Annotated in this window: 14 protein-coding genes; 3 read left to right on the forward strand and 11 right to left on the reverse strand. The window is 41.9% G+C overall.

The window, feature by feature from the left end:
* Window positions 1-375, forward strand: a 375-nt coding sequence (locus tag JWP71_RS15030) for a TlpA disulfide reductase family protein (protein ID WP_299501576.1), incomplete at its 5' end; no start/stop codon positions are given.
* Between the two features lie 32 nt (window positions 376-407).
* Here the strand turns inward: JWP71_RS15030 and JWP71_RS15035 are convergent.
* From JWP71_RS15035 to ffh, 4 genes are all read right to left on the reverse strand, one after another.
* Window positions 408-1,949: a YifB family Mg chelatase-like AAA ATPase gene (locus JWP71_RS15035; RefSeq protein WP_299501577.1), complete on the reverse strand. Its 1,542-nt coding sequence runs from the start codon at window positions 1,947-1,949 to the stop codon at window positions 408-410.
* Between the two features lie 397 nt (window positions 1,950-2,346).
* Entirely contained in the window at window positions 2,347-3,936 is a 1,590-nt protein-coding gene (locus JWP71_RS15040; protein ID WP_299501579.1) for a M1 family metallopeptidase, read from the reverse strand.
* A 107-nt stretch (window positions 3,937-4,043) separates the two neighbouring features.
* Window positions 4,044-4,343 (reverse strand): GIY-YIG nuclease family protein, encoded by a 300-nt coding sequence (locus tag JWP71_RS15045; protein ID WP_299501582.1) that lies wholly within the window; start codon window positions 4,341-4,343, stop codon window positions 4,044-4,046.
* 68 nt (window positions 4,344-4,411) lie between these two features.
* A complete protein-coding gene (ffh, locus tag JWP71_RS15050) occupies window positions 4,412-5,737 on the reverse strand; it encodes a signal recognition particle protein (protein WP_299501584.1) in 1,326 nt (441 codons plus the stop codon).
* A 182-nt stretch (window positions 5,738-5,919) separates the two neighbouring features.
* On the opposite strand from ffh, the gene JWP71_RS15055 reads away from it, so the two are divergent.
* The gene (locus JWP71_RS15055; protein ID WP_299501585.1) at window positions 5,920-8,382 is read left to right on the forward strand and encodes a DUF5916 domain-containing protein; all 2,463 of its coding nucleotides are present in this window, start codon (window positions 5,920-5,922) and stop codon (window positions 8,380-8,382) included.
* Between the two features lie 10 nt (window positions 8,383-8,392).
* On the opposite strand, the gene JWP71_RS15060 is transcribed toward JWP71_RS15055, so the two are convergent.
* From JWP71_RS15060 to ruvX, 7 genes are all read right to left on the reverse strand, one after another.
* Window positions 8,393-9,418 carry a DUF3078 domain-containing protein gene (locus tag JWP71_RS15060; RefSeq protein ID WP_299501588.1) on the reverse strand — a complete coding sequence of 342 codons (1,026 nt, stop codon included), beginning with the start codon at window positions 9,416-9,418 and terminating at the stop codon, window positions 8,393-8,395.
* A 41-nt stretch (window positions 9,419-9,459) separates the two neighbouring features.
* Window positions 9,460-10,227, reverse strand: a complete 768-nt coding sequence (locus JWP71_RS15065) for a hypothetical protein (RefSeq protein WP_299501590.1) — start codon at window positions 10,225-10,227, stop codon at window positions 9,460-9,462.
* A gap of 65 nt (window positions 10,228-10,292) precedes the next feature.
* Window positions 10,293-11,180 carry a glucosaminidase domain-containing protein gene (locus tag JWP71_RS15070; RefSeq protein ID WP_299501592.1) on the reverse strand — a complete coding sequence of 296 codons (888 nt, stop codon included), beginning with the start codon at window positions 11,178-11,180 and terminating at the stop codon, window positions 10,293-10,295.
* A 28-nt stretch (window positions 11,181-11,208) separates the two neighbouring features.
* A complete protein-coding gene (locus JWP71_RS15075; protein ID WP_299501594.1) occupies window positions 11,209-11,751 on the reverse strand; it encodes a glucosaminidase domain-containing protein in 543 nt (180 codons plus the stop codon).
* Window positions 11,752-11,753: 2 nt separating this feature from the next.
* Window positions 11,754-12,392, reverse strand: a complete 639-nt coding sequence (locus JWP71_RS15080; protein ID WP_299501595.1) for an O-methyltransferase — start codon at window positions 12,390-12,392, stop codon at window positions 11,754-11,756.
* An 80-nt stretch (window positions 12,393-12,472) separates the two neighbouring features.
* Window positions 12,473-12,847, reverse strand: a complete 375-nt coding sequence (locus JWP71_RS15085; protein WP_299501597.1) for a GxxExxY protein — start codon at window positions 12,845-12,847, stop codon at window positions 12,473-12,475.
* A gap of 49 nt (window positions 12,848-12,896) precedes the next feature.
* Window positions 12,897-13,307: a Holliday junction resolvase RuvX gene (ruvX, locus tag JWP71_RS15090; RefSeq protein ID WP_299501600.1), complete on the reverse strand. Its 411-nt coding sequence runs from the start codon at window positions 13,305-13,307 to the stop codon at window positions 12,897-12,899.
* Between the two features lie 158 nt (window positions 13,308-13,465).
* Between ruvX and JWP71_RS15095 the strand changes: the two genes are divergently transcribed.
* The gene (locus JWP71_RS15095; RefSeq protein WP_299501603.1) at window positions 13,466-14,611 is read left to right on the forward strand and encodes a hypothetical protein; all 1,146 of its coding nucleotides are present in this window, start codon (window positions 13,466-13,468) and stop codon (window positions 14,609-14,611) included.
* Window positions 14,612-14,613 lie beyond the last annotated feature (2 nt).

The following is a 14,613-nucleotide window of genomic DNA, read 5'->3' on the forward strand; positions in this document are numbered from 1 at the left end:
ATGGACGAGACGGCTTACTTAATTAATTATGATAAAAAATATCATTCAAAAGGCGTGGAAGTAGTTGGGTTGGCTTATGAGCGCACTACCGACTTTGCCAAATCGCGAAGAACAGTGCAGCAGTTAAAGAACCGTTTCAACATACCATATCCATTGTTGATAACCGATTATACACCAACTAATGGCGATCCGGCTAAAAGCCTGCCTATGATGGCTAAAGTATTAGGGTTTCCTACAACGATTATTATTGATAAAAAAGGCGACGTACGTAAAATACATACCGGGTTTAGCGGTCCGGGTACCGGCAAATACTACACAGACTTTATAGCAGAATTTGAAAAACTTACAAATGATCTGTTGGCCGAGAAAGGATAGTAGCAGCTAACTCCTTTGCTTTAACTTGCTAATTATCCAGCCCAGCCCTCTCTATCCAAACTCCTAAACTGTATCGCCTCGGCCAGGTGTTCTGTTTGAATATCTTCGCTTCCGGCCAAATCGGCAATGGTACGTGATACTTTCAGGATACGGTCATAAGCGCGTGCAGATAGGCCCAGTTTCTCCATTGCCTTTTTAAGCAAGGTTTGCCCGGCAGCGGTGATCTTACACAAGTCGCGCACCATTTGCGGGCTCATCTGGGCGTTGGCGTGCAAGTCTGGCCTGTTGCCGAAACGGGCTATTTGCACCTCCCTCGCTTTTATTACGCGTTCACGGATATGTTCGCTTTTTTCGGCCAGCCTGTCGGATGCCAGTTCATTAAAGTTAACCGGCGTTACTTCCACATGTAAATCGATACGGTCAAGCAATGGGCCGGATATTTTACTCAGGTATTTTTGCACCATGCCCGGCGGGCAAATACATTCCTTCTCGGGATGGTTATAATAGCCACATGGGCATGGGTTCATACTGGCCACCAACATAAAGCTACTGGGATAATCTACCGAGAATTTGGCGCGCGATATGGTTACTTTTCGTTCTTCCAGCGGCTGGCGCATAACCTCTAACGCGCTGCGTTTAAACTCGGGCAACTCATCCAAAAACAAAACACCATTATGTGCCAGCGATATTTCGCCGGGCTGCGGGTTGCCGCCGCCGCCAACAAGCGCCACATCGCTTATGGTATGGTGCGGCGACCGGAATGGCCTGATTGTAACCAACGCGTCGGCGGCGGAAAGCTTGCCGGCTACCGAGTGTATCTTGGTTGTTTCTAATGATTCGTATAAACTCAACGGCGGCAATATAGATGGCAGCCTGCGCGCCAGCATAGTTTTACCTGCTCCCGGCGGACCAATCAATATAGCGTTATGCCCGCCTGCGGCGGCTATCTCTAAGGCGCGTTTAATGTTTTCCTGTCCCTTTACTTCGCTAAAGTCGCTGTCGTAATTGCAGAGGCTGTTGTAGAACTCCTCGCGGGTGTTTACCACCTCGCGGGTTAGTTGTATATCGCCGTTAAAAAACCCGGCAACCTCGGTGATGTTTTCCACACCATAAACTTCCAGGTCATTAACAATGGCGGCCTCGCGGGCGTTTTGTTTGGGCAGAATAAAGCCTTTAAAGCCGTCTTTGCGTGCTTGTATGGAAATTGATAAAGCGCCTTTTATTGGCTGTAAGCTGCCGTCGAGCGACAGTTCGCCCATAATTAAATACTTATCCAGTTCTTCTGCATTTATTTGATTAGAGGCGGCAAGAATGGCTGTGGCAATGGTCAGATCATAAGACGAGCCTTCTTTTTTAATATCGGCAGGGGCCATATTAACTATGATTCGCTGACGGGGCATTCGAAAGCTGTTTGTTGATAATGCTGATTCTATGCGTTGCAGCGATTCGCGCACCGCATTATCAGGCAGGCCAACAATCGCGTAATAGATATTGCCCCCGCTTATATTTACCTCAACCGTAATAGTAATGGCTTCTATGCCATAAACGGCGCTGCCAAAGGTTTTAACTAACAATGTAATAGATTTTTATTTATGCGTAAGATATAGATTTTATTTTGACGTTTTTAATCGGATCGTAAATCTGATGGCGCTAAAGTCCGGGATTCGCTGGTTGGTACTGTCGCCGTAGGTTTTAGATCTTGTTTCACGCGAGGGTGTAACAAAATGTAACAAGTGAAACAAGATTTTGAGTTAAAGTATTGCTAATAAGCTATTTATGAAAAAGTGATGTAACAAAATGTAACAACTTATTCGTCAGTATTTTTAAGTATGATTTTATATTGATATATTGATAATCAGATAATTGCCAATTGACTGTTTTAGGAGTGATGTAACAAGATAATGAAACACATGAAACACCCATTTCAGGACAAATCAACGTCAAATTTAAAATCCCGACTAACAAGAAAGTTTATTTCACTTCCGCCACCGTAAAACTCGCCAATAAATTCACATCAGGGTCAACTTTTATAACCGCTGGGTTTTGCCTGGCGGGGATATTAATTGTCGTAGACCGGTCGGTCACATTTATGGTGTGTAGCTGCCCATCAACCGCTATCTCCAACGGAAAACTGTATAATACCTTTTGGGTTTGACTAACCTGTATATTAACCCCATGACTGGCGGCATCATATTTCCAGGCTATAGCCAGATCCGGATGACCGGCTGTATTTAGCCATTGTTTAAAAAATTCTTCCAGGTTCTTGCCGCTAACCTGTTCCATCACCTTGCGGAAAGCAGTAGTGTTGGCGTTACCGCCTTTATATTTGGCGAAGTAGGCGCTTATGCCCTTCCAGAAAACATCATCGCCTAATTGTCTGCGCAGCATGTGCAATGTCCAGTTACCTTTTTCATAGCTGTTGGCATTAAGCAGGGGCATATAGTTGGTTTTTACAGCGGTATCAACAACCGGGGTAAAACGAGTCTTTTCAAACTTTAATACTTTTACGCGGTCGGCCGCTAAGCGCTTTTTTAGGGTATCTACGCCATATTTGTTTTCGAGGTAATAGTTGGTTAGGTAAGTAGCAAAGCCCTCGCTTAGCCATAGGTGGTGAAAGTCTGTTTCGCTTACCGCATCGCCAAACCATTGGTGGGCAATCTCGTGCGCCATTAGTTCTTCTATACCTGTACTGCTTACCGATTCTTCGTAATAGAAAATAGCGCTGGCATTTTCCATACCGCCAAATATGGTTTTTGATTGCACATTAGCCAGCTTTTTATAAGCATACGGACCAATTTTATCGATATAAAACGGCAATATCTGCGCGGCAACCGCATAGCTTTTAAAGCCAATTGCCTGGTTCTCGGGGAACACATAAGTATAAACCGGGATGCCATTAACATCCCCGGGATGATCTATAGCGAAATCGGCTACGCCAATAACCATTACTTTGGTTGGCAACTGCGCGGTTTCTGCCCAATGGGTTAGTTTAAGTTTATTAGGCAGCTCTGTTTCGCTTTGCTTTAATCCGTTTGCTATAACCTGGTAATGATCGGGTGCGGTAACTAAAAAATCAACCGGGGCCTTATCGTCAGGCTCATCAACGCAGGGTAGCCAATTATGCGCGCGGTTGGGCCAGTTATCGCCAAAAAAAGTACGGTGCCCAAATTTATTGGTAGATATGATCAAGCCATCGGCCGGTATGCCTTCATAAACTATGGTATAAGTTTTCTGTTGATTTGGGGTGGCTTTGGTAAATATTTTTACCGCATCGCTATCTTGTTTAAATTTAATAGCTTTTCCATTCTGCACTACTGAGCTTACCAGCATCCCCTTGCCTTTAGCATTCTTTTCAACCAGGTTAACCTGGAAAGACTCCGCGCTTTTTAAAAACTTAACCGCGATATCTGCCCGGCCTTTAATAACGTTATTGGCATCGTTTAACTGTATGGCAAAGTTGTAGTGCTGTACATCTATTGTTGCGCCGGGAATCTGGGCAAGTGCGGATAAAGAAAAAAAGGGGGATACTAAAAGCGAGATATATAAATAAATTTTGTGCATAATGATAGTTACAAGATGTTTAAATATATGAATCTTGCTTTGCGAATCAAAACCCCGTGTCATTTCGAACGATAGAGAGAAATCTTATACGCCTTATTACAACGCTATCATTTACTTTCTTCATTAAGAAAACGCCACCCTGAATTTAAAGATGTTATTAACAGGTTTTTCTTTTCCCTACGCCATTTCTTAATTTCCTTTTCACGTGCGATGGCCTGTTCTATATGTGCAAAGTGTTCGTAGTAAACTAAGTTATAGCAAAAATACTTTCCGGCGAATGTGCTTTTGTTTCCTTTGTTTTCAGCATGTTCGTATAATCGTCTGCTTAAATCATTAGTAACACCAACATACAATACAGACCTGTCGGGGTTGGTTGTGATATAAACATAAAAATTGTAGTTCCACATAAACCGTGGTTTTTCGCTCGTATAAGATTTCTCCTCGTTCCTCGTCGAAATGACAATCGGGTTAAAGGCTACCGCGGCATCCTCTTCATCATACTCGCCATAGCTGCAGGGTTACTCATCTGTTTCATCACCTTGCGCATATCTTCAAATTGTTTTATCAGGCGGTTAACTTCGGCCAGGTCGGTGCCCGAGCCTTTGGCTATACGTGTACGGCGGCTTTGGTTTATGGTATCCGGGTTTTCTTTTTCGTGCGGGGTCATGGATTGAATAATGGCTTCAATGTTTTTAAAGGCGTCGTCCTTTATATCTACGTCCTTCATCATTTTGCCAACACCCGGTATCATGCCCATCAGGTCCTTCATGTTACCCATTTTCTTGATCTGCTGTATCTGGCTGTAAAAATCGTTAAAGTCGAATTTGTTCTTCCGGATCTTCTTTTGCAGTTCGGCAGCTTCTTTCTCATCAAATTGCTGCTGGGCGCGCTCAACCAATGATATCACATCACCCATCCCCAAAATACGGGAGGCCATACGATCAGGGTGGAAAACATCCAGCGCTTCCATCTTCTCGCCGGTACCAATAAATTTAATAGGTTTGTTTACAACAGATTTTATAGAGAGCGCCGCGCCACCGCGGGTATCGCCATCCAGCTTGGTTAATACAACGCCGGTAAAGTCAAGACGGTCATTAAACACTTTGGCTGTATTCACGGCGTCCTGGCCAGTCATGGCATCAACCACAAATAATATTTCCTGCGGATTTACGGCGGCTTTTACCTGTTCTATCTCCACCATCATGGCCTCATCAATAGCTAAACGGCCGGCGGTATCAATAATAATAACATTGTGCCCGTTCTGTTTGGCAAAGGCAATACCTTCTTTTGCTATCGCGACAGGGTCCTTCGATTCGCGGTTAACATAAACCGGCACACCTATCTGCTCGCCTAAAACCATTAACTGGTCCATAGCTGCCGGGCGATAAATATCGTCGGCAACCAATAGCGGCTTTTTATTTTTTTGTGTTTTTAAGTAATTGGCCAGCTTTCCCGTAAAGGTTGTTTTACCCGCGCCGTTCAAACCTGCAATTAATATTATAGTTGGTGATGTGCTAAGATTAAGCTCGGCAGCGGTGCCACCCATTAACGCAGACAGCTCATCATTCATGAGCTTGGTAAGCAACTGGCCCGGCGACACGGCTGTTAGCACGTTTGCACCTATGGCTTTTTGCCTTACATCATCTGTAAAAGCTTTGGCTGTTTTATAGTTAACGTCGGCATCCAGAAGGGCTTTGCGTATTTCCTTCATGGTTTCGGCCACGTTTATTTCTGTAATAGTTCCTTGTCCCTTCAGGACCTTAAATGCCCTGTCGAGTTTATCCGAAAGATTTTCAAACATGCGTATTATTTACTTTAAATTCCCAGTATTTTGAGGTTACAAAGGTATGATTTTGTTGCAATTATGCCTTAATGATTTAACATGCGCCTGCACATATTTAATGCTCTTTAACAATTCATTAACAAAAATATTGTAACGTTTTTTTTACTTTGCCGTCTTATAACCAAGCCGTAAGCACATTTATGATGAAATTTTTACCTGGTCTTTTTCTTTCCTGTATAACCCTTTGTGTGTATTCGCAGGCTCCCGTTAAAAAACTGGAGGCAGTTAAGGTAGCCATCCCGCCTAAAGTTGATGGTGTGCTAGACGATGAAATATGGAAAAATATACCTATCGCTACCGGTTTTATTGAGAATAATCCGGTAGCCGGGCGGCACGAAAAACCCGAAGAGCGCACCGAAGTAAAAATTATATATGACAACACGGCAATTTATGTTGCCGCGCGCATGTACGAAACATCCGCAAAAAAAGTAGCTAATGAACTTACCGCCCGCGACCAGATAGCTAATGATGATTTTTTTGGGGTGATACTTGATACTTATCTTGATGGGTTAAATGGCACCGGTTTTTATGTAACCGCGGCCGGGGTACAGTTTGATGCTAAGTATGTACCAACCAGCGGTGGCGGAGGAAATGAAGATGCTACCTGGAACGGTGTATGGGAAAGTAAAGTAAAAATAAACGACGATGGCTGGACGGCCGAATTCAAAATTCCATACTCGGCCCTGCGTTTTGGCAAAAAAGATATACAAACCTGGGGTCTTAATATGATACGCAGGCGACAATCTGTCCAAGCGCAGCTTTTTTGGAACGAGATCGACCCTAAAAAGAACGGGCTAATGAACCAGGAGGGCCAACTAACCGGGCTTAAAAGTATAACCCCGCCATTGCGCCTGGCCTTTTATCCTTACTTTTCTACCTATGTAAATAATTACCCTTATAATACGCCGGGTATTAAAAATACTACCAACTCTGTAAATGGAGGCATGGATGTAAAATATGGCATTAATCAAAGCTTTACGCTTGATGTAACCCTGGTACCCGATTTTGGGCAGGTACAATCAGACAATAAAATACTTAACTTAACACCTTTTGAGGTTAAGTACACAGAGAACCGGCCGTTTTTTACCGAAGGCACCGAGCTGTTTAACAAGGGCAACTTATTTTATAGCAGGCGCATAGGCGGGCAGCCCATTAATTATAGTGCCGCCTACAGTAACCTCAAAACCGGCGAATCTGTTAGCAGCAATCCTGTAGAGACCCGGTTGTTAAATGCTACCAAGTTATCCGGACGCTTATCAAATGGTTTAGGTATTGGCGTTTTTAACGCGGTAACCAGCGCGGCCAACGCGGTTGTTGAAGACGCGGCAGGCAATCATCGCCTGGTACAAACATCCCCCTTAACCAATTATAATATCCTTGTGCTTGACCAAAACCTAAAGAACAACTCTGATATCGCTTTAATTAATACCAACGTTAACCGGTTTGGTAAAGATTATAGCGCCGATGTAGGCGGCATTGTTTTTAACCTGAACAATAAGCCTAACTCTTATAATCTTACCGGTTATGGTATGATGAGCAATTTGCTTTATACCAACAAACCAACATCCACCGGGTTTAACTATGAAATTGGCGGGGGGAAAACACAAGGCAACTTTACCTGGAGCTTTTACCAGGATTTTGTTGATGACAAATATAACCCTAACGATTTGGGTATACTTTCATTTAACAATTATTTTAACCACACGCTTAACCTCAATTACTTTGATTATAAGGCGGGTAAGTACTTTAACCAGTGGGGAATATTTTCATCTACGCTTTACTCGCGCAGGTATAAAGAGTCGGCATATCAGAATTTAAATATTAACGCGGGGGCTTATTTAAGATACAAAAATAACTGGCAAAGCAATATTAACATTAACCATAATTTAGAGGGAAATGATTTTTATGAGCCCCGTGTTGCCGGGCGTTATTTCCGCACGGCAGAGGAGAATAATATCAGCATGAATTTAAATACAACCACCTCCAGCCGGTTACATGGCGGTATTTATTATATGTACCGCCTATATAACCGTTTTAGCGGGCACGGTTCTGACGCGGAAGTGTACTATACTTACCGTGTTAGTAATCACTTTTCATTCGGGCAGGATGTTATCTATTCGCCGCGGCATAATAGCACCGGGTTTTCAACGCTTGATACCTTAAACAACAACCCTGTTTTTGCCCGGCGCAATATTCAAACGCTCGAAAATATATTTAATATAAAATATACTTTTAACAATGTAATGGGGCTGTCTTTCAGGCTTAGGCATTATTGGTCTAAACTTAACAATCAGCAATATTTTGACCTTGCAACAAATGGCGAACTAACCAATTTAACTTCAGCGAACTTTAACCAGGATAATGACCAAAACTATAATGTCTGGAACATCGATATGATATACCTGTGGGAATTTTCGCCGGGCAGCGAGATAAGCGTAGCCTGGAAAAGCTCGTCATTAACCAATACTACCTTGGCCCGATATGGTTATTTCAATAATTTTGACAACACCCTCAATCAACCTAAAAACAATAATTTTTCGTTTAAAATATTGTATTATATTGATTATCAGAATTTAAAAAAGAAAAGCAAGAACAAGCTGTGATCAAGACCGATTATGGAAACCGGTAAGCTATCCCTAAAGCCATTCCTTCTGTGCCCTGCGGATCGGGCGAGGTGCTCTTATCATACAGGAAGGTGCCGTTTACTGTAACGTTTATCAGGCGGTTTACTTTTGCGGTCAGGATGGCATCAATGCGGTGACTGGTATAGGCAAGGGGCCGCTCGTAAGGGATGAACAACGCATACCTGGCATTGATGTGCATATTTTTCATAAAGTCCTTATCTAATAGCGCTACTATCTGGAAAGCCAGGTCGTTTTTAAAAGTATGCCCCGGCAGCACGCCATAATTAGCGGGTTGGTTATGGTAAATAGTGGTGTCTTTTACAAAGGTTTGGCGGGCGGTACCGGTGCCTATACGCAAGTCAAAGTATTTTACCGGTTTATATTCAAACCCCATCGATTCGGTAAGGTAGCCGGGCGCCATAAAGTTAGAGAGCAACAGCGGGTTAGCAAGCACGGCCCCACTTGCATCGGTGTATTGAAATCCTTTATCAAACTGTGATTCAAAACTTAACGAGCCAAAAAAGAACCAGTGTTTAGACAACTGTGTAGCTATTTTATTATCAAAAAATATACGGTCGTTTGTTTTGCGTGAACCCTGGCCCTTGTTTTTTGAAATGCCATAAATAAGATTTAGCTCGGCAGTGTAGTCAAATGGCGCTTTGTTATATTCTGTTTTAAAATCAAAGTTAGTCCCAAGCGCTATAGCATTAACCCCGCCGGCGCTATAATTATTACTAAACGCCGACTGGCTAAAGTTTAATCCAAATGTTATCCATTTATGCCAGTAGTTAACTTTATAGTCCAGCATAGATAGAGGTATCAGTTCAGGTTCTATCTGCAGGGCCCTTACACGAACAGGCAAGGCATTTTTAGGTGGGTCTATCCTGTACTTGTTAAGTAAGGCTGTGTCAATTTTAACACTATCTTTTTTTGATGTGTCGGTTTTTTGAGCCGATGCGGTTATTGCGGCTAAAAAAAGCGTAAGGAAGACTACTGCAAATCTTGTTTTAAACATACCAGTTGCAAAGAAAAGCAAAATTCTGTTTTTATGCAGATTTATTCCTTTTTTGCAGGCGATGCTGCATTAACTTTGGGTGGATATAATGGAGCCAATGCATGCGCGCCGGGGTTGCGCAAATATCTTCTGTAATTGGTTCTTATTGACAGTATAAAATCATACTCGGTCGAGTTGGCAACCAGGTAATATCCGGGCCGGTACTTTAACATAAAATCGGCCAGCCGTTTGTCTTTTAAACCGGTTACTCTACCTACCAGGGTTTTATTAAAGCGGTAATCTATAATGTCCTGTTTGTAATCCTCCTCTATGGTTTCGCGTAAATGCGCCGCGTTGCGACCGCTTCGGCTGAATATATTGTATAAAGCGTCTATGCCCAAACCCGCTCCGCTGGGGCCAAAATTTAAAAGGTCGCGGTTTGCTAATGGCCCGTATGCTTTGCTAAAATCACGTTTCGTTGCCAGCAATCTTTTTTGCGGGTCCATTAAGGTATCGAATATGGTAACTTCTTTAAGCTGTATCGCCATCCGCTTTAAATAAATAGCCAGGGGTATATAGCTTTGTACTTTTATGGTATCGGCAAAGTGTTCTTTTTGGCTAAAAACCAGCTGATCGCCGGGTTTGGCATCTATGGTAAATACCCCGTTTAAATTATCATAAACAGATATATGGGTATTCAGATTTAGTATATTAACCCTTGATAGCCTATCCTTGCTTTCGGTATCAAACACAATACCCGCAACAGAAGTTTCCTGGGCAAGGGCATGCGCTGATACAATAAAAAAAAACAGAAGTAGTGCCGGTTTCATTTGTGGGGTCAAAACTAAACGTTTATAAATGCTGCAGCATACATTTTAACAATAATTAACAGGGATTATTTAGCGATGACAAGCGCCTGGCCTATCTTGATGCCATTGTCTTCCATGTTATTTAATGCTTTAAGTTCATCAACAGTTAAGCCAAAACGTTTAGAAATGTTGTATAGTGTGTCGCCGGTTTTTATGGTATATAATTTATTGGTTGGTGTGCTTTGCACGAGCGAGTCTTTTATTGACTTCCCTATATTTTGACCAATCTGGGCCAATACCCTATCTTCCCGCTTAATTTTCTGAATTTCACCTTCGGGGCGGTCATACTGATCTAAATGGTATTTTTCTATAACACCAATTAATAACTGCGGATATTTAGGATTGGTTGCATATCCTGCCTGTTTTAAGCCATTGGCCCAGCCCTGATAATCGTTCTTATCAAGCTCGAACAATGCTGCGTAACGCTTTCTTTTTAAAAATTCCGAATGGTCCCGGTAAGAATCTTCGGCCTTATCGTATACCCGGAAACAATCGTTCTGCTGGTCATCATCTTTGTAGTAGCTTTTGCCTTTCCAGTCGCTGGTGCATTTAATGCCAAAATGATTATTGGCAATCCTGGCCAGGTCGCCATTGCCGTAGCCCGATTCAAATAACCCTTGCGCCAGAGTAATACTGGCCGGGATGCCATATAAATTCATTTCCTGTATGGCAATGGTTTTAAAGCGATCAATATAAGAAGCTACTGTAAAGGGCACATAATTGGCAATAGCTTCGCTGCGTGCTTTTTGGATGATCGCATTATTTTTGTGAGCCTCGCTATCAGAAATAATTGGAGCCGGACCGTGGGTAATGCCTTTTTTGTGCACGGAGCATGAGCTGAAAAAGACAATAGCAATAAATAAACAAGTTATGTTTTGCCTTAAAGCAAAAGCGGTGAGTTTGGCATGATTCATTGTGCCAAAATAAGTTTTATTACTGTAATTATGGATTGGTTGAATTGTTTTGTGCCATTTGTGGTTTATCATCCGGCATTTGGTCCAGGTCATTTAACTGGTATTTACGGATGATGGCCAGTACCTGTGATCCCCATTTTTTGCTGCTGGCATAGCCACTGCGCTGAATACTTTTTACCCATTTTTCATAATCACATAGCGTAAGATCAGACGCAAGGCGACCCAATTGTTGGCGCTGGGTGATAATTCGGGCAAAATCATCAAAAGAGTCTAATATTGAATCGTATTTTTTATAGGCAGAGTGTACCTTCTTTTTATGATTATAAAACACGGCACCACCGCCGCCTTTTACTCCAAATTGATTATTTAAATTTTGAGCGATGGCGCTGTTGCCGCAGCCCGATTCATGCATGGCTATCCCTAATATAATGCTGGCGGGTATGCCTGTTTCGTGCATAATGGCTATAGCATTGTTTTTGAATTGCTCAATATAACTTAATGAAGTGTTTTTTTGGGCGAATGCGCCGAAAGATGATATCAGTAGCGTGATAATCAGTAAGGTTTTCTTCATAATTATTTTTTTTGGATGAGCAAAAGGCCGTCCCGCACAGGTAGTATCAGTTTTTCAACCCTTGTGTCGGCAGCGATCTGGTCATTTAGCTTGCGGATGTTTACGGTATCGGCGTCATTTTCGTTGCCATATACCTTCCCTTTCCACAAAACATTATCAATTATTATTAATCCTCCGGATCTGACTTTGTTAAGTACTAACTCAAAGTAAAGTAAATTATTCTTTTTATCCGCATCTATAAACACCATATCGAAGCTTTTTTCGTCTAAATCGGCTATTACCAACTCTGCAGCGCCAAAATGAAGTCTGATCTTTTTTTCCACATTTGTTAGTGAAAAGTGTGTTTTAAGCATTTCTTCCATTTCGCGGTTAACCTCAATGGTGTGGATTATGCCGTCTTCGGCAAGGCCCTCCGCCAGGCAAATTGTAGCATAGCCGGTAAAAGTTCCAATCTCCAGGATGCGTTTGGGCTGCATCATTTTGCTTAACATGCTCAACACCCTGCCCTGGTAATGGCCAGATAGCATATTAGGCTTTAGCACCTTCAAATAGGTTTCCCTATTTATAAATTTCAGGGCCTCCGGTTCGGGCTCGCAATGGTTATCTAAGTATGTTTGCAGGTCGTCGTCAAGGATTTCCATGGGGCAAAGGTAAGGAATTTGAAATTAATGGGTTTTGAACCATGATTTATAGGATTGGCAGATTGCCTTGATTTATGGCGTTAAAGGATCTTATTATTATGGACTCGTTTAAATTGTAAACTTTTTGCGCCAAAGTTTATAAGCAACCCTATCTCCATTTTATACGCTTCAACATAGTTCATTGCTTGTGCCAGGTGAACGTCTTCTAAATTTATTATTGCTTTTAATTCTACCATTATCACATCTTCTACAAAGAAATCAACCCGCCTTGTTCCCACATCTATACCGTCGTAATATATTGGCATTTCTAACTCCCTTGCAAAACCCAATCCTTGTTTTTGCATTTCAATCGCAAGACATCTTTGGTAAATCACTTCCTGGAAACCATTACCTAATAAACTATGAACTTTCATAGCACACCCAATTATTTTCTCTGTTAACTCTTTATGCTTCATATTAATAATCACGGAAATCAAAAAATCCTATAAATCATGGTTCAGAAAATTAACGCGTCTTTTCCATCCAGCTCTGCAACAAAATCACCGCCGAAATATTATCAACCAGCTCCTTATTTTGCCTTGCTTTTTTACCCATTCCACTTTGCGCGATAACCGCCGACGCCATTTTTGAGGTAAAGCGCTCGTCCAGCATTTCAACAGGTATTTCAGGAAAAGTTTTTTTAAGCAGGTTAACAAACCCCTTAACATGCGGGGCCGATTGCGATGGCGTATTATCCATTTGCTTTGGTTCGCCCACAATAAAGCGCTCCACCTGTTCGGTCTGCAGATATGTTTTTAAAAAATCCGTTATTTTATTGGGATGGATGGTGTCTAAGCCGGTCGCTATTATCTGCAATGGGTCGGTAACCGCAATGCCTATTCGCTTGGTACCGTAATCGAAGGCCATTATTCTCATGGCCGGGTAAAGATTAAAGATTGAAGATTAAAAATTGGGCCTATCATTTAGCAAATATAGCTTATTGGCATTGTTTGTTGACAAACCCAACTAATCTTTAACCTTCAATCTTTAATCTCTAAAATAAACTTTCACATCTAATTATTACCTTGCACCAAATGCAGTTTAAACGTATAGCAGGGCAGGCGGCAATCAAGCAGCGGTTAATCAATTCGGTAAAAGAAAACCGGGTTAGTCATGCGCAATTGTTTTTGGGGCCTGAGGGATCTGGAAGTTTGGCCCTGGCTGTCGCATATGCGCAGTACTTATCCTGTTTAGATAAACAGGCCGATGATTCCTGCGGCGAATGTTCATCCTGCCGCAAGTATCAAAAACTAATGCACCCTGATCTGCATTTCTCTTATCCATTTTTTGCCAAGCATAAAGATGATACGGCGCTTACTTTTATTGAGCAATGGCGCGATGCGTTTACAGCATCGCCTTATTTAAACCTGGATGTATGGCGCGGATATTTAGATGCCGAGAATAAGCAAGCCAACATTAACATAGCCGAGTGTCACCAGATCATAAAAAAATTAAGTTTTAAGCCTTTCGAATCAGATTATAAGATCCTTATTTTATGGCTGCCTGAGTTTTTAGATAAAGAAGGCAATGCCCTGCTTAAAATTATTGAAGAGCCCCAGCCAAATACTTTATTTTTATTAGTAGCGCAAAACCAGGACCAGATATTAAATACCATCCTGTCTCGTACGCAGCTGATAAAAATACCGGCGTTAAATTATGATGATATTAAGGCCGAATTAATAACCCATCATCACCAAACAGAACATGCCGCTGCCGAAATTGCCTATTTAAGCAATGGTAATTTAACCGACGCGCTTATTATGCTGCAACAGGAAAATAAAAGTTACCATACGCTGTTTGTGCAGTGGCTGCGCTTTTGTTTTGCCAATAAGGGTATAGAGATAGTTGGTTTTGTGGATCAGCTGTCAAAAATGGGGCGCGAAAATCAAAAGAATTTTTTACGTTATGGCATCAGCTTTATAAGGGAATGCTGTTTGCTGATAGCCGGTGCCGGCGAATTGGTACATTTACCTTCGGCAGAACTGGAGACCGCGCAAAAAATGGCAGCCATCATGAATATTTCCATGAACCAGGCCATTATTGCCGAGCTGGAAAAGGCACATTATCACGTAGAAAGAAATGCAAACCCTAAAATTTTATTTTTAGATGTATCTTTACGGCTAATAAGTTTTTTAAAACTTAAATCAAGCCCGCAAGGGAATCAATATATAGAGAATTAATT

Origin of the sequence: Mucilaginibacter sp. (assembly GCF_028287845.1) — a bacterium.
In the GTDB taxonomy this organism is placed as follows: Bacteria; Bacteroidota; Bacteroidia; order Sphingobacteriales; family Sphingobacteriaceae; genus Mucilaginibacter.